This is a genomic window from Seramator thermalis (genome assembly GCF_004138125.1).
Classification (GTDB): domain Bacteria; phylum Bacteroidota; class Bacteroidia; order Bacteroidales; family Dysgonomonadaceae; genus Seramator; species Seramator thermalis.
Map to the genome: position 1 here is coordinate 1 of NZ_RXHS01000022.1, position 22,040 is coordinate 22,040.

The window sequence follows — 22,040 nt, forward strand, 5'->3', positions numbered from 1 at the left end:
TTTATCAAGATTATCCATATCAATCTTGCCGTCGTAGAGTTTAGGCCTGCCCCTTTTACCCGTTGGCTTTTCCAGTGTAGGATAAAATAAAACGGCATCATCTCTGAAACGGCTGATAAGATGTAGGCCCATTTCTTTTAAACCGGTTGCAAAATTGCTTTTGGAGAAATAGGCATCGGCTACCACATAAGGGCTTATCTTGTGAAGTTTCTCTTCCATTGATTTTAGTACAAGAAGATACCAGTCGATCAGGCCAATATCGTTGCTTTCCAGAGTTTGACTGTCCGGTGTCTGAACAGCCTGAAGACTGATACAATCTTTACTGTCTATGTCAATGAGACCCACACCAAGAATTTCTAACCCTCTTTTTGCCTGTCCGGCTGTACCCGACCAGAAGTAACCAATCCAGGGAGTACACTTTCCTGATTTGGATATGTAGCTGGGATCAATGGCTATCGCCTTGCGATCACCGGTTAATATTCTTTCACAATAGTTCGGTAAATATTCAATTAACTAATTAATATTCAATGTTTTATATAACAAAGTTTAACATAAAAAAAGAAGGTTAAGTAGCTGATTATCAGTATCTTTATAGTAATTCCAAACACTGTAAAGATGGACAAAACCAGCATACTTAACCAATATAGGGATATCTGTAGTGACGTTTTAAATAAACTAACTACTAAGTTAAACAAAAGTTTCAAATCGTTCCTTATGGAGACATTAATTTTATACATAATTATCCCCGGCAGGATTAATTTCCTCCAGATGGGAAGGTATGGCAAATCGTGTGAACAACGATTCCGTCAGAACTTCTCGAATGATTTTGATTGGCTGGAGTTTAACTTGTCTTTATCTGAAAGTATTTAGTCGGGATTTATTTACATGAAAATCATAAGCCTATCAGAATTCTAAACAACGGTAGAATGGCAAAAAGTTATTTCAAATATGGTCTTAACTTTATCGCAACAGTGCTTTTAAATGCTGGTTTCCAATCAAATATCGATATCTTTAAATTTTTGTCATGTACTTAGAGGATTTTGTTTAAAAATTTCAGGTTTTAGCACAAACCATGGTTCGGCTTTGCTCACCACAGGTTTTTCGACGGCCCGAAAAGGGGTTTTTACGCCCGGTTCTTTTCTCACTCCGCCATGTCTTTTATCAAGCGAACATAGGTAAACAGGTCACATCCACGTGAAGACAGCCCGGTTCATGGTCCTTAAACTTTTCGGCTTTTTCCCTTTCCTGCCGGTGGAACCCGATTGACATGGTTTCTACAAAATGTTCTATAAACAGAACTTCTTGTAATTCGCGGATTATAGACGAAAAGCATCTCCCATACTTCATACAAAGGAAACTGGGTAGTTTTCCTGATGGAGACGGCCAAACTTTCTTCCGGCTCATTTAAAGCATATGCGATCTGATGAGGACGTGGGCTAATGAGACTTGTGAATGTTGAATGAATTATTTCTCACATCATCACAACATTAAAACCTCCGGCCTATGGGTTGATTGAAAATTATCACGTATCTTTACGGTCTATTTCTCGAAACATTCAGAATGAATAAATCCGAACAATTCCCGATTATCGCCAAAACGATGGCCGAACTCGAAGACGTACTCGCAGAAGAACTCCTTTCTCTGGGTGCAGAAAATGTAGAAATCGGCACTCGAATGGTATCTTTCACCGGCGATAAGGCCCTCCTTTACAAAGCAAACATCCATTGCCGTACGGCGCTTCATATTCTCAAACCGATTTTTCAGTTCATGGCACGCGATGCCGATGAAGTTTATCAGTCTTTAAAATCGGTTGATTGGGATCAATATCTCACACTCGATCAAACTTTTTCGATCGATGCCGTCGTAAATTCGCATATTTTCACCCATTCCATGTTTGTCGCCTATCGTACCAAAGATGCCATTGCCGACTGGTTTACCGAAAAATATGGCAAACGTCCTTCAGTAAGTGTAACCAATCCCGATTTGGTATTTAATATTCACGTTTCGCACAACAAATGTACGTTGTCGCTCGATAGTTCGGGTGAATCTTTGCACAAGCGCGGTTATCGTGTAGCGCAAACCGAAGCTCCACTTAACGAAGTGCTGGCTGCCGGTATGATTCTGAAATCGGGTTGGCGGGGCGAAAGCACTTTTATCGATCCGATGTGCGGGTCCGGAACATTGCTCATCGAAGCTGCAATGATAGCTCTGGGTATTCCTCCCGGAATTCATCGCCAACATTTTGCTTTCGAAAAATGGAGCGATTTCGACGAAGAGCTTTTCAGCGAGATTTATAACGACGACTCCGGTGCACGCGATTTCCAATTGCGCATCATTGGTTCCGATATTTCGCCGAAAGCGATTGCCGTTGCCGAAAAAAACATAAAAAATGCCGGGTTGAAGAAATATATTGATCTTTCGGTGAAACCGATACAGCAATATAGCGAAGCGCCACAGCCTCCCGGCGTACTGATGACAAATCCTCCCTACGGCGAACGCATCAAGGTGGACGATATCGAAACCCTCTATGCCACCATCGGCGAGCGGCTGAAGCACGTATTTGTGGGATATGACGCTTATATACTGAGCTATCGGAAAGAACTTTTCGATAAAATCGGATTAAAACCCACAAAGCGCTTTTTCCTTTTCAACGGGCAACTGGAATGCGAAATGCGCGAATTCGAAATATTCTCGGGCAAGCGCGAGGAGCATGATCGCGACGAACGTCCCGAAAATGCCATTCGTCGCGAACGTAGAGGACGGAAATCCGTCGATGTGCCACGGCGAAAACCTTATGAAGATTTCAAAGGAAAAGACTTTTCGTCCAATCGGGGTAAACGTTTCTCTGCTAAGAATGAGGATAGACCTCACAAAAGTGTGAATGGAGATAAAAATCGCGATCGCGGCGACAATCCGTCGTTTGAACGGAAACCTTTCAAACGTAGAGAGAGATTGTCGGAAGATGAGCAGGGGAAAAGCGAGTTTCGCCCTAAACGGGATTTTAAACCTGCGCGCAAGTTCAACGAAAAATCCTCATCGAACACACGATTTGAGAAAAAAGAAAGAAGAGGGACGAGCGAAAAGAAAACGTTCCGTTCCGACAGAAAATTCGGACCATCATCTCCCAAAAAGAACAAAGAGTGACCGTCCGGCCACTCTTTTGTCCTTTCATAATAGCGGATTCATTCATTTCACATGAATAGGTGTGCTTTGTTCGGAGATCCCGTTTTCGTTAAAAGCCTCGATCGTGAAATAGTATTGCTGATCGGTAGTAAGTGAGCGCATCATCAATTGGTTGTTGTCGTAAATCAGCCACGAGTTGTACAGTTTATCCGGCGCGATTCCCCATCGAATATTATATCCTTGCGCATTTTCCTGAGCCTTCCACGTTAAAAAAGCATCACGCCGGTCGTCTTTTCTTTCCACTTTGAATCCGTTTACTTTATGCGGTTTTTCGCCATTGCCTGTCCCGAAAATGCGGATATCGGAAATCGCCAGATGCGGTGTCGGTGCTTCCATGTGTTTGTAACGAACATAACGCACCCGTTGCGGTAGGGTAAGTTCCTCATAATCGTTTGGAGCATCCCTGTAGCTGTTGCTTTTGTCGATCAAGGTTTGCCACGTTTTGCCGTCGAGCGAACCTTCCACCGTATATCGATGTCGCAATCCGTTGATACGACCGTATAGATCGGATTTGTAGTCGAAATAATTGATCTGAATGCTTCTTACCGTACAGGGATTTAACAAATCGATTTCCGCCCACTGCATATTGTCGTTGCTTTCGGCAAGCCAAAAGGTTTTGGCTTTTTCGTCCGTCAACTTTTGCGCCGTGTGATCTTCCACAGTAGAAGAGACTTTGACCGGTTTTTTATACGAAAGCAACATCCATCCGGCAAATTCACCCTTTTTCCCGGGTTCCGACGGAGCAAAATGTGGATAGTCGCCATAAGAAGCATCCGTCCACATCAGTCCGTCGCGATCGAAAAAGAGCGGGTACATGCAAAGACGTCTTTCCCAGTTGACATTGTAGGATAAAGCCATCGACGCAAAGTGCCAATAGGTGTTTTGCGGTCCAAGCACCGTACTTCCATGTCCCGCCCCATTCATAAAACCTCCCGGTTTAAAACTGATCGGATTATTCGGGGCATACATATAAGGCCCCATCGGGTGATCGGCTACGTACACCCCGTCCCCATAGACATTGAATTCCGTTCCGGGCGCGGCGTATTGCATGTAATATTTGCCGTTGTGTTTGGTGAGCCACGGACCTTCGATATAGCCCGGTATGGTATCGCCGTTGTTTTCTCCGAAACGTTCCCAACCATGCAGTTCCATATTCTTATTGAACAAAGAATCCGGTTTGCCCACGGGCAAAAATCGATGATTTTTGTCCAATCGCATTCCGCGAATAGGATAGAGGTTGGACGATCCCCAAAACATGTAAGCAGAACCATCGTCGTCGATAAACAAATCGGGATCCTGCAAATTATGCAGAATCGCAGGAACCGCTTTCCAATCGCCTTTTTTCGGATTGTCGGTGTAGAGAATGCTCATCGATCCCGAAGGATCTCCGGTTACGTAAAGCACCGAATCTTTGTAATTGTGAGCCGCAGGAGCATTGCTTCCCTGAAAATACCATTTCTCGGGTTCGATAAAATTCCAGTTCTGCAAATCGTACGAATGCCAATATCCCATCGATCGGGTTACGAACATATAATACTCGCCTCGAAATTCCACCACTGCCGGATCGGCTCCCGATCGGTAAGAAATATCCCGATCGGAATTGTAGATCATGTAGGTATAATCCACATCGAGCGGATTGCAATACGTGGTCGATCGGGTTTGTTGTGCCCGAAGTCCGATATCGAGAATACCGACAATTGAAACGATAATCAATGCAAAGACAATTTTATTTTTCTTCATTTCAGTCCATATTATTCTGTAACCGAAAATGAAAGTTCGTTGGAATTGTCGGCCGAATGTTGGGCAACCCACACTTTAAATTCGCCGGGTTCGGTTTTCTTTTTCATATCGATACCATAAAAAGCCAAATCTTCCGACGAAAGTTCAAATGTTATCGGTTTGCTTTCACCGGCTTTCAATGCCACTTTCCGGAATCCTTTCAATTCTTTCACAGGTCGCGTTACGCTCCCTACCAAATCGCGAACATAGAGTTGTACAACCATTTCGCCATCCATCGGACCGGTATTTTCGACAGTTGCCGAAACCGTGATTTTATCGTTTTTCGACTTCATCGTCGATTTATCGATTTTGGCATTACCGATAGCATACGTTGTGTAACTCAATCCATATCCGAAAGGATAAAGCGGAGTGGTAGCCACATCCAGATAGCGCGATTTGTAATCGACATCGGGATGAGCCGGGTCTACAGGACGACCGGTATTCTTGTGATTATAATAAATGGGAATTTGCCCGACATTGCGTGGGAAAGACATCACCAGACGTCCCGACGGATTGTATTCACCTGAGATTACGTCGGCAATTCCGTTCCCGCCTTCTCTTCCGGGAAACCAGGCTTGGAGGATAGCGTCAAATTGTGAGTCTTCCCACGACAAATCGAGCGGGCGCCCGCTCAACACGATCAGGGCAATGGGTTTTCCCGTTTCTTTTAATGCTTTCAATAATTGTCGTTGTGCTTCGGGCAACCGAATATCGCTACGACAGGCTGCTTCGCCCGACCAGTTGAAATCTTCGCCTACAGCCACCAGCACAACATCGGAAAGGCGTGCGGCAGAAACGGCTTGTGCGATGCTTGCGGGACTCGATTCGGTGATTGTGCAACCCTGAGCGTAATTTAATTTCACAGTTGTGCCTTTGTAGGCTTCGGTCATCCCTTTGAGAATCGAAACGCTTTTATTCCGATCTCCCAATCCGGCCCATTCGCCATTCAGATTGACGGAATCATTCATAAGTGGTCCGATGAGCGCGATGCGGGCAGCCCGATCTTTTTTTATCGGAAGAAGATCGTTGTCGTTTTTGAGTAAAACTAACGATGAGGCTACAGCCTTTCGTGCCGTTTCGATAAATTCGGGCTTTTCGGTGTTTGCTTTTGCCCGATTTTCATCTAGATATCGGTAGGGATCGTCGAAGAGACCCAGTAAAAATTTCATTTCGAGAATACTGCGCGTGGCATTATCGATGGTTTTTTCCGATACTTTGCCTTCTTTGACAAGCTCGGAGAGATATTTGATATATGTAGCGCCGGTCATATCCATATCCACTCCGGCATTCACTGCAAGTTCGGCAGCCTGCTTTTCGTCTTTTGCCACGCCGTGTGGAACCAGCTCGTTGATACCGGTATAATCGCTAACCGCAAAACCGCGAAATCCCCATTCGTTGCGAAGGATGTCGGTCAATAGCCAACGACTGGCTGTGGCCGGAACGCCATTCACTTCGTTGAACGAAGCCATGAAAGTACCCACACCGGCCTCCAATGCGGCCTGATAAGGCGGCAAATATACATTGCGAAGCGTATGTTCCGAAAGTTCGGCCGTATTATAGTCTCTACCCGATTCAGCAGCACCATAGGCGGCAAAATGCTTTCCACAAGCCAAAAGCGTAGCAACATCCGACAACGATTGCCATCCTCCTTCACCTTGAAAACCTTTTACTCGGGCTTCGGCTATACGGCTTCCCAAATAGGGATCTTCGCCGGCCCCTTCCATCACACGTCCCCAGCGGGCATCACGCGAAATGTCAACCATGGGGGCAAACGTCCAGTTGATACCGTCCGAAGCGGCTTCGATGGCTGCTATTCGTGCCGTCTGTTCCATCATCGCCAAATCCCACGAACAGGCTTCACCCAGCGGAATCGGAAATATCGTTTTATAACCGTGAATCACATCTTGTCCGAAGAGAATCGGGATTCCCAAACGAGTGGAATCTACAGCTATCTGCTGCAGCTTACGGATGCCTTCCACTGAGGTTGCGTTGAAAATACTTCCAATCAAACCTTTGTATAGATAGGGTTTGAAATCGTCGGACATGACGGGGCCCGTGATAGACCAGTTGGCAGAGAACTGTGTCATTTGACCGATTTTCTCTTCCAGAGTCATCAATTTCAGCACGGAATCTACCCGTTGCTCAATGCGCTTGTCGCCACTCAAACTTTTCCATTTGCCGTGAGATGTTTCCGAGTTTTTATTTTTCTGATCGCAACTCGAAATAATTATTAAGCTCAAAACTAAAATAATAACGTACTTCAAATCTTTCATGTTCCAAAAAATTTCGTTTTATGATAGGTTATATGTAAATCCGAGTTTTTTTAATCCTTGTTGAATTTCGGGTGCACCCATGAATAGTTTCCACAGCAATCCTGTACGATAATTTTCGATCATCGGGGCAATCGTGAGTTGATCGATAGCCAGATAGCGTTTTGGGTACCAACGATCTTGAAGACTGAAAGCATCGTAAAAGCCGTATTTCCCCCAAATTCGATCGCCCAGCGCGAAATAAAAATGGTGAAGCGCTCTCATCGATTCATCCGGTGTGTAAGGAAAACTCGACAACGCCGCCGTAGGCGTAATGACTCCCAGATCGTTTTTCATCGGTGCATGAGCTGCATATCCGTTCACGGAATAACTTGCGGTCAGTCCCCAGCACGATTCGCCGTAGCCTTTGTATCCTTTCGGATTTTCGGCACAATATCGGTAATTGATCAGCGTTTGGTTGCGGTTGAGTTGCCAATAATCGGCATATTGGTCTTTTAACCCTTTCGGATTCAACCCGATGTAGGAGTAATGAGCCCAAAAAAGCGGACCGCCGTACTTCTCGGCACCGTTGTGTTTTAAAATCAGTGGCAAACCATAGGCGATTTTATCGCTTACGATATTACCTTTGCGCGCCCATCCGTTGTGGTAAGCCGAAGCAGGAATGGTGTGTGTGGGCGACGATGCGGCCAATATATAAGCCATCAGACACTCGTTGTATCCTTCGAGCGGAAAATTCATTTCCCACTGATATTCGGGACTCCAGTGCCAATACAGAACGTCCTTGCCATTGAGATACCAGTCCCATTCCATGTCGCGCCAGAGGGTATCGATTTTCGCGGCGAGCATTTTTTCGGAGTCATTTCCATTCTTGAAATACTCGCGAACGCAAAGCAATCCCTGCATCAAAAAAGCACTTTCCACCAAATCGCCTCCGTTGTCTTTTTGCCCGAAGGGCTTCACTTTTCCCGTTGGACCGTACATCCAATGCGGCCACATGCCGTGAAAACGATCGGTTTTTCCCAAATAATCTATAATTTGATGAAGTCGCGCTACACCCTCCGATCGAGGAATAAATGCGCGTTCGATACCTACAATGAGGCCGGCTATTCCGAACCCGCTTCCGCCAGTAGTTACCACATCGGCATCGTTCTGCGGATAATCGCCGTCGATATGGATACGTTCGGGAGCAAGCCCTGATGTAGGTTCCGCTCCCTCCCACATATAATTGAGATGGGTTTGCTGGATGAAATCGAGAAATTCGTCGTCGGAGGGAAAAGTCATGGGACGGTTGGTAACCTCTTCGACATTCTCGTAAGAATTTTCTTTTTCAGCATTATTGTTGCTTTTATCATTACATGATACAGGGAAAAACGATACGATGATGCTGACAGATGTAATGAAGGGTATCCTGAATCGGGATATAGTATTTCTTTTGTTTTTTGTTTTCACGTGATATTATATATTGTTTTTTGAAAGTTTTAAGGAGGAATAAGAATCCTGATGGATCACAAGCCGCAATTAATATCCGTAAAAGCCACTTTACATCTTTCTCCTTTTATTTGATGAATATGAAATATTTTCGAGGTACATTTTTCAGATCAATATCTAAATGAAAGTTTTCGAGTATCAAAGACTTGATCGAAAAATATAAATTTTCATTTGGTTGAAACCGAATGCTGTATTGTAATAAAACAAGAGAGGGAGAGATATTCTCTCCCAACTCTTTGCCAAATTATTCGTGTATAAATTCATTTAGTTCCATCCGGGATTTTGGGTCATGTCCGGCGTATCGATTTTCTGTTGGTTGGGAATAGGAAACAACTCGTGTTTGCCAACAACAAAGTTTTTCCCATTAGCCGTCATTGCATCTTTAGCCTGCCCTGTTCGAATAAGGTCGAACCAGCGATCATGTTCGAAAGCTAGCTCTAATCGACGTTCTTTCCAGATGGCTTTGCGGAGCTCATCTTTATTCGTGGTCGTAACATCCGGAAGATCAACTCTTCTACGAACTTCATTTAGAGCACCTAATGCCTGAGTTGTTTGTCCCAACTCGTTGGCAGCTTCAGCTTTGATAAGATAGATCTCTCCCAAGCGTAAATATCTAATATTTTTATCGGTATCACCTGCTCCTTTGTTCTTACTCGAATATGCCTTATAGTTATACATGGGATTTTCGGTATTTCCTAGTTGATATCCATCGTAGAGAACAGAATTTCGAAACATGATGGTAGCATCTCTCCGAATTACATCTCCTTCATCGTTAAAAGCTTTCAGCAGATTTTCTGACGGAGTATTGAATCCCCAACCCCATCCGGTTGTTCCGCGTGCACCTTGTGTCTGGGAATATTGCTGAATACCATGTGCAGGCGAATCGCCTCGTGCCTGAAATTCGAAAAGAGACTCTGAAGAGTTTTCACCTTCGACGCGCCAGATCATCGAGTAATCATCCAACAATTCATATCCGTAGGCCGGTGAGGTTATAACTTCATTTGCAGCATCATAGGCATCTTGCCATTTTTTTTCGTACAGATAGACTTTTGACAATAATCCCTGAGCTGCACCTTTAGTTGCTCTCCCCAAATCACTTTCACTATAAGAGTTCGGTAATACAGCCATTGCATCTTTTAAATCTTGCTCTATAAATGCATAAACTTCTTCTTTGGGAGCTCTTTCGGCAGCATTGACATGCTGGAGTGGCACATCACCCCAACCTCTGACAAGCCAAAAATAACATATTGCACGTAAAAATTTTGCTTCTCCTATTAATCGGTTTTTATAGGTTTCGTCTGTTAGCCCATAATTTTTCGTATATTCGATAGATTGGGTAGCTCGTCCTATTGTCTTGTACCATCTGCTCCACATTGCGCTTAAAGAACCGGCCGTACTTGTAAACGTCAATTCGTCGAAAAGGTTTTTGTCGGCACCTGTATCACCGGGAGAACTTCCCTTATCGGCATTATCGGAAATAATTTCAGTAACGGCAAGAAAAGAGAAGGCGTAATCCCAATCCGTAAACATCCCATATACTCCCGTTAAAAATTGTTCGGGAGTATAATTTTCTTCACTGTCTTGCGCTTCGATTCTTTCTCTCGAATCAACGTTGAGAAAATCGTTGTCGCTGCAAGACCATACAAGTAGCATCAAAAGACTTGCAAATGCTATATTTTTATATTTCTTCATGATCAATCTATTTTTTAGAATTGCAAATTTATACCAAATAATAAGTTTCTGGTGGTTGGATAAGCCGATAGCTCAATGCCGGGGGTAAGGCTTGGATTTCCATCGGAACTGATTTCGGGTGTGAATCCCGAATAACCGGTAAACATGAAAGGATTTTGTGCTGTAGTAAACAGTCGCAAACTCGTGCCTTGGGCAATCAGATTATTGAAGGTGTAGCCTAACGAAATATTGTTAATTCTGAAAAATGCTCCACTTTCAAGATAATAGGATGACGCTCTCGGCATTCTATTAGGACCCGGGTGAACATTTGTAGAGCCCGGACCTGTCCATCTTTTCTTAAAGGTCGATTCCGCAATATTTTCTCCGCCGTCAATCCTACCATATTTCAAACCATTATACACTTTGTTGCCTGCAACTCCATAACCGTCGAGATTGAAATCGAAATTTTTATATTCAAATCCCAAATGAATAGAATAGTTACTTGTAGGTAAGTACGAACCAAAATATATTTTGTCGCGATCGTCGATTACTCCATCGGTATTTTGATCTTTGTACTTTAATTGACCCGGTTGGGGAGTACCATATTTTACCTTTGCATTGTTAATTTCTTCCTGTGTTTGCCAAACTCCATCATCTTCATACATCCACCATGCATAAAGGGGTTGTCCTTCTTGCAAACGTTTCGTTATCTGTCCGTCATTTAAACTGCCTCCGGTGGCTCCGTTATATGTCGGCTTTACGTCCAGAACACGATTTTTGTTGTAAGAGTAATTTGCCCCAATTTCGTAAACAAGCCCGTTCGCAAGTTTGTCTCTCCAATTTATCGAGAATTCAACACCCGAGTTACGTACTTTGGCTCCATGATCATAGAAACTTCCTTCGTATGGAGAGTCCAGAATAGGATTTACTAATAAAATCGCATTGGTATTGGTTTTATTGTAATAATCAATGCTCCCCGACAATTTTTCATTTACAATAGCATAATCGATGCCGAATCCCCACTCACGTGTGACTTCCCAGCTCAGGTCTTTAGCCGGAGTTCCGAAAGATGCTCCATATACCAGGTGTTGATCGGCACCAAATACGTAATTGGTATTGGCACTGCCGGGATTCGTAATGACTTGTGAAATGTTTAATGGAATGTTTTGGTTCCCGAGTTCCCCCCAAGTACCTTTTAATTTAAGATAATTGATGAAATCTTGATCTTTCATAAAATCTTCCTGAGAGATAGTCCAACCCAATCCTATGGATGGGAAAGTACCCCAAAACTCGCCATTTTCCTTAAAAGTGCTCGATCCATCTCTACGAATAACACCCGAAAAATAATACTTGTTGTCGTAATTATATTGAACACGGCCGAAGTATGAGGCGATTGCTGTAGGTGTATAGCTGTATTGTTCAGTCTCAGTCGTGTAATCGCCCGATACCATGCTCATGTTCCAGTATTGAGACTTTGACGGTACTTCGTATCCTAACATAGAACTCATGCTGCCAATCCCATATTCTTCTCTTGATAGTCCGACAATAGCTTCCAGGTTATGCTTGTCGAATCGTTTGTTGAATGTAGCAAAACCTTCCCAAGTCCATCGATAAGTATCAATGTTTCTCAGATTGAGTGAATTATAAGCATACGAAAGTGCCGATGGATTTGCGGCTTTTAATGTTTCAAACTGCTGTTCCGTACGTGTTGGGTCAGAAGCAAGCCACGCATCTTTTATGTCTGAAAAAGAACGCTCTTTAGAATAATACTTTGTCGCTCCAAAACGTGAATTGACTTTCAGAAAATCTGTAATCTTGTATTCTCCTTCGAAACCACCCTGGAGGGTAAATGTGCTATTTTTCCGGTTATAACTTTCAACCGTATAAACAGGATTACCAATCGAGTTTAGTAGTCCGAAATTGTCGGTTGGAGCTCCTTCATAGGTTGCAATACCGGTGGTAGTATTTACGAAAGGCATACCCCACCTGCCATTGGGGTATTTAACCGGGACCAATGGCGATTGGCGATAAGCTTCATTAAATGCTCCAAACGGTTTTGGAGTTTCATTTGAAAACGAGAGATTTACTGTTTGATTTATTTTTAGTTTCTTGTCAAACAGAAGGTATTCGTTATTATTTCTGATGGTTGATCTTCTGTAGTTTTGACCGTCCAATATCCCTGCTTCATCATAATAATTGTAGCTAACATAGTAACTAACATTTTCACTTCCACCGTTAATCGATACAAGGTTGTTTGTTGTAATACCGGTTCTTATTAGCTCATCGTACCAATCAGTGTCATAAGGTTGTGCTGAAGCATCTTTTAATAGTTTAGGGTCTTTTGTCGGATCAGCGATCTTTATCATCTGTTGATTTTGGTTATAGTGTTCAATATATTGTTGAGCATTGGCCATTTTCACTTGATTCAAAATGTTTTTCATCCCAACATAAGATTCAACACTAATTTTAGGTTTGCCTGTTTTCCCTTTTTTCGTAGTAATGAGTACAACTCCGTTTGCCGCACGTACTCCATAAATAGAAGCGGACGCTGCATCCTTCAGAATATCCATAGTTAAAATGTCCGAAGAACTGATATTTTTTATATCAGTAACAGGAAAGCCATCAACAATATACAAAGGTTCCCGCCCTCCTAAAGCGGTGCCCAGACCACGAATAACAACTGTCGGAGAAGATCCGGGTGCATCATTATTGACAATATTTACACCGGAAATTTTACCTTGAACAGATTGTAATGCATTGAGAGCAGGCTGTTTCGAAATTACATCATTCGTAACACTTCCAATCGAACCTGTTAAATCAACTTTTCGTGCTGTTCCATACCCGATCACAACAACCTCCTCCAATGCCTGTATGTCTTCCGACAGGCTAACGTTGATGGTTGTGCGTCCATTCACCGGTTCTTCAACGGTTGTCATGCCGATATAGCTGAAAACCAATGTGGCATTGCTGGGAACATTGCTTAGATTGTATTTTCCATTAATATCGGTGACGGTACCGTTGGTCGTACCTTTCACTAACACACTGACGCCTATTGCAGGATCGCCGGTCGATTTTTCTGTTACTGTTCCTGTTACGTTCAATTGTTGGCTAAACGCAAACAGAGGAACCAGAAGCAAAGTCAAAATAAAATTCAATTTTAATTTCATGGGTCAATTCTTTTTAAAATTTTAAACGGTGTAAAGGAATGTGAAGTTTGATACCCGTGCAAATATTGACCCGCTTTAAAAATACGTTATGTTTTATAACATGTTTTGAATGGGTACTTCAATCCTACGTTTATAGATATTAATCTATTGATAAATAGCATACTGAATAAGTGTGTGGATTACTGTAAAAAGGGCAATTTATTTGAAATTAATCATAAATTCGATCAAATTTTCCTCGCTTTCGAGTGCTAATTTTTTGCGTAATCTATACCTTGCGGCCTCCACTCCTCGCGGAGTGAGATGGAGCATTTGTGCTATTTCTTTCGACGAATAGTTTAGACGGAGAAGGGCACTCAGCCTCAAATCGGCAGGTGTGAGAGCCGGATATTTTTCTTTCAGCTTTCTGAAAAAGTTTTCGTGAATTAGGTCGAAGTTATGTTGAAACTGCTCCCATTGATCTTCGTCGGTGAGGTTGTGATCGATCAGCCTAATCAAATCGGTGCCTTGTGCTCGTTGTATTTTTCCCTCCCGCACAAACTGTTGTATCATTTCCTTTAGATCTTTTAGCAATTCCTCGTGATTGATGATGAGCATCGAAGCATTGGCCAATTCTTTACTTTTGTGCATCAGATCTGCTTCGAGCTGTTCATTTTTAAGTTGAGTAATCAGTTTTTCCTGATGCTCGAGTTGGGCCAGACGTTCTTTTTCCTGTTGTTGGAAAAGCTTGTTTTTTTTGTCGATTTCTTTGTTTAGATAACTTTGCGTGACAAATGACAGGAATGCAATCAATAGTAAAATATATCCTACGATAATCCAGCTCGAACGATACCAGGGAGTTTTTATCTGGAAGGAGAATGTCAAGTTCGACAGTTCGTTTTGTAGTTCATCTACGGCTCGAGCTTTTAGCACATAGTCGCCTGCGGGAAGATTTGTGTAGTTTACGGTCAACGTGTTGTTGTCAATTTGCATCCATCCGGAGTCATATCCGTCGAGAAAGCATTCCACATAAATTTTTTCTTTCGAAAAGTTGGGGTATTGAAACTGAAATGTCAGATTGTTCTCGGAATAGGGGATAAAATTTTTCTTGTTCACGGGAATGAATTTCATTTCCATCTTTTTTCGATTAGAGATGGAGACACCTGCCAGCAAAAGTTTTTTCCAAGTCTGCCGTGTTTCTTTTTTGGCGAGATATTTCCCGATTCCGCCGTTCAGAAAAAAATACGATAAGCCGTTTTCATCCACATACACATTGCCTCTTCCTTTGTTCGGCGGGTTGTTTAATATGCCGAAAGGAATTTTTTCACGAACAATATAGGTTCCCTGCTCATAGTTGATGAGTGTATATTCGTTTTCTCTGACAAGCCAAAACGAGGTATCGCTCACCGAAATCATTTTATAGGTATCGGCCATGTCCGAAAGGTCTTCATTTAGCTGTTCGAAAGGAACGATTTGTCGTTTGATATCGTCGTAGGTGTAGAATTTGTGGAAATCCGAAAAAACGATTCGTCCTCTCAGTTTCATGATTTTTAAAGGGGTCCGAAAACGTTGTGCCGAGTCGAGGGCTGTGTAATATTCCTGTTCTACAATGTTGCGAATATCGCGATCGACACGAAGTCGGTAGAATCCTTTGTACATGTGTCCTGCCCAAATGTTGCCCTCGTGGTCAACTTCTACGTTATTGATGAGATCGGCAAATCCGGTGATACGATGACTGAATTGCCATCGTCCGTTATGGTTGTCGTAAACTTGCAATGGCGAATAAGTGGATTGCAATAGTATATCCTTGCCGTTCAGACGGATGTTTTCCATGTCCATACCACCCGAAAACGATTCGCTGATCGGAATGTTGCGATCGTTCTCCAATAGGGAAGTGCCACGATTGTGTCCTACGAATATTTGGTTGTCAAATTTCCGGATAAACCACGACTGTACTTCAAATCCCGGTATAGGTCGAATTTGATTTTCGCTGTATTTATACACTCCCTGATTGGTTGCAAGGTATAAATTTCCACGATCAATAAGCATATCTTCCACCAAACCGATTTGAATGGATGTGGGTTCATAAAACCAGAAAGGTGAATTGGGCTGGATATAAGAGATACCGTTGTCGAGAGCAGCCCATACATTGCCTTCCCTATCGCCAAAAAGTCCCAGTACCGTATTATTGTATAGCCCGTTGCTTTTGTTCAAATGCCACAACAGAGAACCGTCCAAATGAAAGGCATAGAGTCCGTCTTCGAGTGTTCCGATCACGAATGTTGAATCGGTGAGGGATAATACACGATTGATCGTTGCGTTTTTCAGTAAATTATCCACTCTTTCGTTCCACGTGGTCAGCCGGCTTGATCCGGAATCATAAGACAGAATTCCTCTTTTTGTGAGGAAAAGCAGCATGCCGGAGGTTGTCGGAACTACTCCCGCTATCATGTCGTTTCTCAAATCGTTGCGAGCGAGTAATGGCCTGAATCCCTTTCCATCGTATTGCGAAAAAGAGTCTCCGATGAATTGACCGTATAGGCTGTTTCCTGCACGAAAGAAAAATAGGGGGCCAGGATCGGGATTGTATGCCGTTAGGGTGCGTTTTGTTTCGTCGAAAACGAAATAGGAGGAAAACGACTGAAAAAATATCTCGTCGCCGAGTTTGTGAATCGTCCAAATTTCGTCGTTGTGAAAGGTGTAACTTTTGAGAAGTGCTTTCAGAGAATGATATTCGAGCTGATTTGCAGTATTTTTTTCGAAGTATCCGAATTCTTCGAATGAACCTACATAAATTCTTTCCTTTTCGGCATACTGATCGACATACACCGATTTAGCACCCCGGTTAAAAGGCAGAAGATGCAGTTTCCAGTTGACGCCGTCGAAGGAGAGCAGCCCGTCGTTGTTGGCGATATAAATCACGCCGTCTTTGCCTTGTGCCACCGACCAGTTCTGACTGCCGGCATTATATGTGTTGCTTCCGTAGTTGTAGGAGGGAGGGACAAATGGTATGCTTTGTGCACGTAGAACGGCACAATCCAAAGTAAACATGATTATTCCCGTAACAAGAAAGACTCTGAGTCGAGAAAAAAAAGGCATACTTTCGGAATAAAAGGTGATGTTTATTTTGAAAGCAAACGCTCAATTTCTTGTTCTGATAATATCTTCAAATTCGTGAAAAGATATCTTTCATCAAGAAAGTTGCCATATTGGTTGCATTCGCTGATAGCCGCATTGAGAATTGATTTTACGTCAATTTCGAACGGAAAAAGGATGAGCAGGGTAAAATAATTGTCGTGTATTTCGAATTTTTCGATTTCGATATCCGACATTTCAAGCTGAAATCGAAATTCTCTTTCCACAATTTCTTTCTGCAAGTCCGTAAACGGCTTACGGTCTGCGGTTGCAAAAAGCGCGAAAAATCGGAGCCTCTTGTCATGACCTCCCAGTCCCGACGAAATGTATATTTGTTGATGCCCTGACAGATCCGAGCTAAGTACAATTCTGCTGCTGACCAATGCCATTGTCGACCAGTTTTTCAGTTCAGGCTCTAACGGACTGCTGTGATAGGTTTCGATGGATCGGTAAGCACCTATGTCGGGAACAGATGCCAATTTGCAGAGACTGAGTTTTTTTCGTTCGATCGATACGTCGGGCGAAAACAGTAGCGAAATTTCGTGATCTCGCTCAAAAGGCTCATTTTCGAGACGTATTTTTTCGAAGTATCTAAAATATTCGATTTGCTCTTCAATCGGGATAAGTTCTTCCAGAATATGAAATGAATCTACACCTTCCTCCGAAAGAGTTTTTCTGAGATTTGCCAATATGTCATCCTGTTTACTCATCACATACAAAGATAATCTTTTTCTGTTTACGATGATTAAACTGCGGCCATAATGTGCTTTTTTCCATAATTTTCATCAAATCTGTCGATAATTAAAAGGAAATTCATAATTTCGCATATTAAACAAAGAGATTGCTAATCTCTGTTCATCCCTATAATATGCAGGTTAAAATCGTAAATCGATCCAAACATCCTTATCCCGAATATGCCACTTCCTGTTCGGCAGGAATGGATTTGCGAGCCAATCTTGATGCCCCGGTAACGTTGAAACCTCTGCAACGAATTTTAATTCCAACCGGACTTTTCATTCAATTGCCCGAGAAGTACGAAGCTCAAATCAGACCTCGAAGCGGCCTCGCCATCAAACACGGCATAAGTGTTTTAAACTCTCCCGGTACGATTGATGCCGATTATCGCGGCGAAATTTGTGTCATTCTGATCAACCTTTCCGATCAGGATTTCGTCGTGAATGATGGCGAGCGAATCTGTCAGATGGTTATTGCTCAGCATGCTCGCGTCGAATGGCTTCCGGTTGATCAGCTGGAGGAGACCGAGCGTGGCTCGGGGGGATTCGGACATACGGGAAAAAGTTGAAATTTCTACGATTACTATTATCATCATATTCCACAATCAATGAATAAATATCGCACACAGTATCATATCTCTCGTTATTTTCTTCATGTTTTTATTTTTATGGTTTTGTGCCCGGTCGTTACCCAATCTATCGTTGCACAGACCGACAAATCGGCGATATCGAGTGAAGATACGTTTCTCGACGAAAAAGCCCAACGTAAATTCGATTATTATTTTTTTGAAGGCCTCAATGCAAAAACGCAGGAAAAGTATGCCGAAGCATTCGATTTTTTCCGGCACTGCTATGCAATCGATTCTACCAATGCCAATGTACTTGTCGAGCTCGGAACTTTCTATAATGTGCTCGACGAAAAGTCTCGTGCCCTCGACTTGTATAAAAAAGCCGTCAGCTACGACCCCGAAAATTTTTATTATAATATGCTGCTTGCCGCCCTAAGCAAGGAAATGGGGCAAAAGCAGCAAGTGATCGATGTACTCGAATTTTTATTGCAGAAGTATCCCGAAAAAATAGACCTGAACATGCAGCTTGCTCAGGCTTATGCCGACAATGGCGAACTGAAGAAAGCTATCAATGCACTGAACAATCTCGAAAAAGCGGTCGGTATAACGGATAATATCACATTATACAAGTTTCAGCTGTATTCTATGCTAAATCAAAAAGAAAAAGCATTTAAGGAAATCGAACAGATTATCAATGAAAATCCGGACGATCCTCGTTATCTGATTTTGATGGGCGATCTTTATATGCAGGATAATCAGCCCAACAAAGCCATTGAATATTACAATAAAGCAAAGTCGATCAATCCAAATTTCCCATCTTTAATACTCTCGATGGCAAACTATTACGACAAAATCGGCGACAAGCAGGCATCCGAAAAAGCACTGCTTTCAGCCATTACCAATCCCGATATGGAGGTGGACAACAAGTTGGAGTTGCTCTCTCGTTATATTGCAGTTATACAGCAAAACAAAGGGGATATAAAGTCGGTGAATCCTCTCTTCGAAACACTTTTCGAGCAGCACCCTCATAATGCAAAACTGAATATGATTTACGGAACCGTGCTCATGGCTCAGGACAATAAATCGGAAGCCATGAAGCAGTTCGAAATATACACGGCTGCCAATCCCGACGATCCTGCCGGATATGAACAAATGATTCGTGCGGCATTGCCCGATAGTCTCGACAAGGTGGTACAAATCACCGAACAAGCACTTCAGTTTATTCCGGATGCATGGCAGTTTTATTTTTATTTGGGAGGTGCCAAGTACCAGCAAGGGAAATACGAAGAAGCGTTGAAAGTGTTTCAAGATGGTTTGAAAAATGCCAAAATCGAAAATCCGCTTGTGGAAGCCGATTTTTACGGACAAATTGGAGATCTGTATCATTTCTTGGGAAATAATCAGGCTGCTTTCGAAAGTTACGAGAAATCGCTAAAGCTCAATCCGCAAAATCTACCCGTTTTAAACAATTACAGTTATTATTTGTCATTGGAAAAAAGAGATCTGGACAAAGCCGAGCAAATGAGCAGCATCACCGTGAAGGCCGAGCCTACAAACCCTACCTATCTCGATACTTATGCGTGGATTCTGTATGAACAGGGTGCTTACACTATGGCTAAAATTTATATCGAAAATGCAGTAAAATATTCCGAAAATGAACCTTCGGCCGAAATTTTAGAGCATTATGGCGATATTCTGTTCAAGACCGGAGAACCGGAAAAGGCTTTGGAACAATGGAAAAAAGCAAAGGAATTGGGGAGCGATTCTAAAACCCTCGACGAAAAAATAAGAACAGGAAAATTAGTCGAACCGAATACAAATATCAAAAACAAATGAGAAAATCTTTTCTGACGGCAACGGTCTTTTTTTTGTTGGTGATGATCGGATTTTCATCTTGCAAACCCAAGAAGCACATTATCTCAGCCACATCGCCTCTCGAAGAAAAAACCGCTTCTTCGCTTTATACAGATATCCTTTCTAGGGAGCTGCAGTTTTCGTCCCTTTCGTCCAAGCTGAACCTATCCTTAACTTCCGGCTCACGATCCGTATCATCGAAAGCAAACTTGAAGATTGTGAAAGGCCGACAGTTGCAATTATCCGTACAGCCTCTTTTCGGGATCGAGATGGTGCGTATCTATGTCGATACCGATACCGTTGTGGTTTTGGACAGAATGAACAAACGTTTCGTAAAAGAATCTCTTGTTGACCTGAAGGATAATTATCCTTTCGGATTCGATTATAATACCCTTGAATCGCTCCTGACCAACCGATTGTTTACGACGAATGCAAAACAGGTTTCCTTCGAAAACTTTTCCCGATTCAACATTTCCTACTCCGAAGACTTTTGCAAGCTACAAGCGAATGATGCCTTTTCCGGATTAAGTCAACAATTCATGCTCAATGCAAACGATAATATCACGGTTGCTTTGCTTACAAACGAACCCTACCGGTTTTCGATAAAGTGGAGTTATGACGAGTTCACATGGGTCAAAGACAAGGCTTTTCCGTATCTGATGCAGATCGAAGCTGTTTATGCCGACAAAAAAATAAATTCGGTATTGTCTTTTTCGGATGTTGTGTTCGATCAGCCTCTCGTTCTTTCGAAGGATGTTCCCAAAGGATATTCTGCAGTTGCGTTGTCAGATATTCTCAAAATGATCACAACGGCCAATCTTTTATGAAACGAATCATATTCATATTGTGTTTCGGATTGTGCGTGCTTCGACTCATGTCGCAAACAAATCAGATTGATGTCCTTCAAAAACAACGCGAAATTCTTCAACAGGAGATTCAGAATACAAACAAATTGTTTCTTGATGTAAAAAAACAAACCACTACGCTCTTGCAGCGCATCCAGCTCATCAACAAGCAAATCAGTGCCCGCAAAGAATTGATAGACGTGCAGAAGGACGCCATTTCTACACTTGACGGCGAAATACAACGGATCGAAAAAGAAGTAGCCCGACTTGAGGTTGATTTAAAAAAGAATCAAGACAGTTATGCCAAGGCGGTGAAAAGCATGCTCAAAACCAACCGGACAAACAACACTCTTTTTTTTGTGCTTTCCGGAAAATCAATCGGAGAGTCGCTCCGTAGGATGCAATATCTCCGTAATTATTCGAGATGGCGTAAGGAACAGGCCGAAGAAATAAAAGCGAAAAACGAAGCTTTGAAAATTAAAAAGAATGAATTGGCTCTGGCGAAAGCCGAAAAACAAAAGACATTGATTGATTTGCAAAATGAGCAAAAAAAATTGACGGACGAGGAAAAAGCCCGCGAGAGCGAGATGGCTCAAGCTAAAGGAAAACAGCAGGAACTACAAAAAACACTGCAGCAGAAACGACAGCAGGCTGCTAAGTTGAATGCCCGCATCGAACAGTTGATAGCGGAAGAAGTGGCTCGTCAGGAACGAGAGGCCGAAGCTCGACGTCGTGCCGAAGAAGCCGAACGTCAGCGTCTGGCAGAACTAAAGCGACAACAGGAAGCTCAAAAACAAAAATCTGTTTCGCCTGCCTCGAAAAGCAAAAGTAAATCAACTTCCAAAACGCAGGAACCTGCTCGCGAAGAAAAAGCCAAAACTTCCGCTGAGCCGACGAAAGACGTGTATGTTGCTTCGGCGGAAACCTTTAATTTATCGAAAAACTTTTCGCAAAACAAAGGTCGCCTGCCAATGCCCGTTACCGGAACGGCTTCAATCGTCTCCAACTTCGGAATCAACAAAAACAGCGAGTGGAATGTCAGCATCAACAGCAACGGAATCGATATTCAGGCTCAACCGGGTGCTAAAATCCGTTCAGTGTTCGATGGCGAAGTTTCGAAAGTTTTCTCTTTCCCGGGTTCAAACAACTGCGTCATTGTCCGGCATGGCGACTATTACACTTTCTATGCCAATATTCAACGACTCGACGTGAGACAGGGAGATAACGTGAAGGCAGGACAGTCGCTGGGCGATATTTTCACCGATCCGGATACGGGAATTGCCAACATGCACTTTCAGCTTTGGCACAAAACCACCAAGCTCGATCCCGCGCCCTGGATACGCAGATAAAAAAGCAACTTGTAAGATTC

General features: G+C 42.8%; 13 protein-coding genes. 5 read left to right on the top strand and 8 right to left on the bottom strand.

The window, feature by feature from the left end; translation table 11 throughout:
* The coding region (locus EJN84_RS11645) for a transposase (RefSeq protein WP_165004321.1) at positions 1–345 on the bottom strand (345 nt) is incomplete at its 3' end.
* A 1,215-nt stretch (positions 346–1,560) separates the two neighbouring features.
* On the opposite strand from EJN84_RS11645, the gene EJN84_RS11650 reads away from it, so the two are divergent.
* The gene (locus tag EJN84_RS11650; protein ID WP_129595587.1) at positions 1,561–3,144 is read left to right on the top strand and encodes a THUMP domain-containing class I SAM-dependent RNA methyltransferase; all 1,584 of its coding nucleotides are present in this window, start codon (positions 1,561–1,563) and stop codon (positions 3,142–3,144) included.
* Between the two features lie 42 nt (positions 3,145–3,186).
* Here EJN84_RS11650 and EJN84_RS11655 read toward each other — a convergent pair whose 3' ends face one another.
* From EJN84_RS11655 to EJN84_RS11685, 7 genes are all read right to left on the bottom strand, one after another.
* Entirely contained in the window at positions 3,187–4,923 is a 1,737-nt protein-coding gene (locus tag EJN84_RS11655) for a family 43 glycosylhydrolase (protein ID WP_129595588.1), read from the bottom strand.
* Between the two features lie 11 nt (positions 4,924–4,934).
* Entirely contained in the window at positions 4,935–7,235 is a 2,301-nt protein-coding gene (locus EJN84_RS11660) for a glycoside hydrolase family 3 N-terminal domain-containing protein (RefSeq protein WP_129595589.1), read from the bottom strand.
* An 18-nt stretch (positions 7,236–7,253) separates the two neighbouring features.
* Positions 7,254–8,513, bottom strand: a complete 1,260-nt coding sequence (locus EJN84_RS11665) for a glucoamylase family protein (protein WP_129595603.1) — start codon at positions 8,511–8,513, stop codon at positions 7,254–7,256.
* A 471-nt stretch (positions 8,514–8,984) separates the two neighbouring features.
* Positions 8,985–10,412, bottom strand: a complete 1,428-nt coding sequence (locus tag EJN84_RS11670; protein ID WP_129595590.1) for a RagB/SusD family nutrient uptake outer membrane protein — start codon at positions 10,410–10,412, stop codon at positions 8,985–8,987.
* 14 nt (positions 10,413–10,426) lie between these two features.
* Positions 10,427–13,558 (bottom strand): SusC/RagA family TonB-linked outer membrane protein, encoded by a 3,132-nt coding sequence (locus tag EJN84_RS11675; RefSeq protein WP_129595591.1) that lies wholly within the window; start codon positions 13,556–13,558, stop codon positions 10,427–10,429.
* Between the two features lie 198 nt (positions 13,559–13,756).
* Positions 13,757–16,585 carry a helix-turn-helix and ligand-binding sensor domain-containing protein gene (locus EJN84_RS11680; RefSeq protein ID WP_165004324.1) on the bottom strand — a complete coding sequence of 943 codons (2,829 nt, stop codon included), beginning with the start codon at positions 16,583–16,585 and terminating at the stop codon, positions 13,757–13,759.
* Positions 16,586–16,656: 71 nt separating this feature from the next.
* On the bottom strand, positions 16,657–17,379 hold the full coding sequence (locus EJN84_RS11685; RefSeq protein ID WP_129595593.1) for a hypothetical protein: 723 nt from the start codon (positions 17,377–17,379) through the stop codon (positions 16,657–16,659).
* Positions 17,380–17,537: 158 nt separating this feature from the next.
* On the opposite strand from EJN84_RS11685, the gene dut reads away from it, so the two are divergent.
* Genes dut through EJN84_RS11705 form a run of 4 tightly spaced genes read left to right on the top strand, consistent with a single transcriptional unit; the run spans position 17,538 to position 22,020 of the window.
* Entirely contained in the window at positions 17,538–17,972 is a 435-nt protein-coding gene (gene dut / locus EJN84_RS11690; protein WP_129595594.1) for a dUTP diphosphatase, read from the top strand.
* A gap of 39 nt (positions 17,973–18,011) precedes the next feature.
* Positions 18,012–19,808 carry a tetratricopeptide repeat protein gene (locus EJN84_RS11695; protein WP_238944015.1) on the top strand — a complete coding sequence of 599 codons (1,797 nt, stop codon included), beginning with the start codon at positions 18,012–18,014 and terminating at the stop codon, positions 19,806–19,808.
* Entirely contained in the window at positions 19,805–20,653 is an 849-nt protein-coding gene (locus EJN84_RS11700; RefSeq protein ID WP_129595595.1) for a DUF4292 domain-containing protein, read from the top strand. Before EJN84_RS11695 ends, EJN84_RS11700 begins: the two co-directional genes overlap by 4 nt.
* Positions 20,650–22,020, top strand: a complete 1,371-nt coding sequence (locus tag EJN84_RS11705) for a murein hydrolase activator EnvC family protein (RefSeq protein WP_238944016.1) — start codon at positions 20,650–20,652, stop codon at positions 22,018–22,020. The genes EJN84_RS11700 and EJN84_RS11705 overlap by 4 nt, the downstream gene beginning before the upstream one ends.
* Positions 22,021–22,040: the final 20 nt, after the last annotated feature.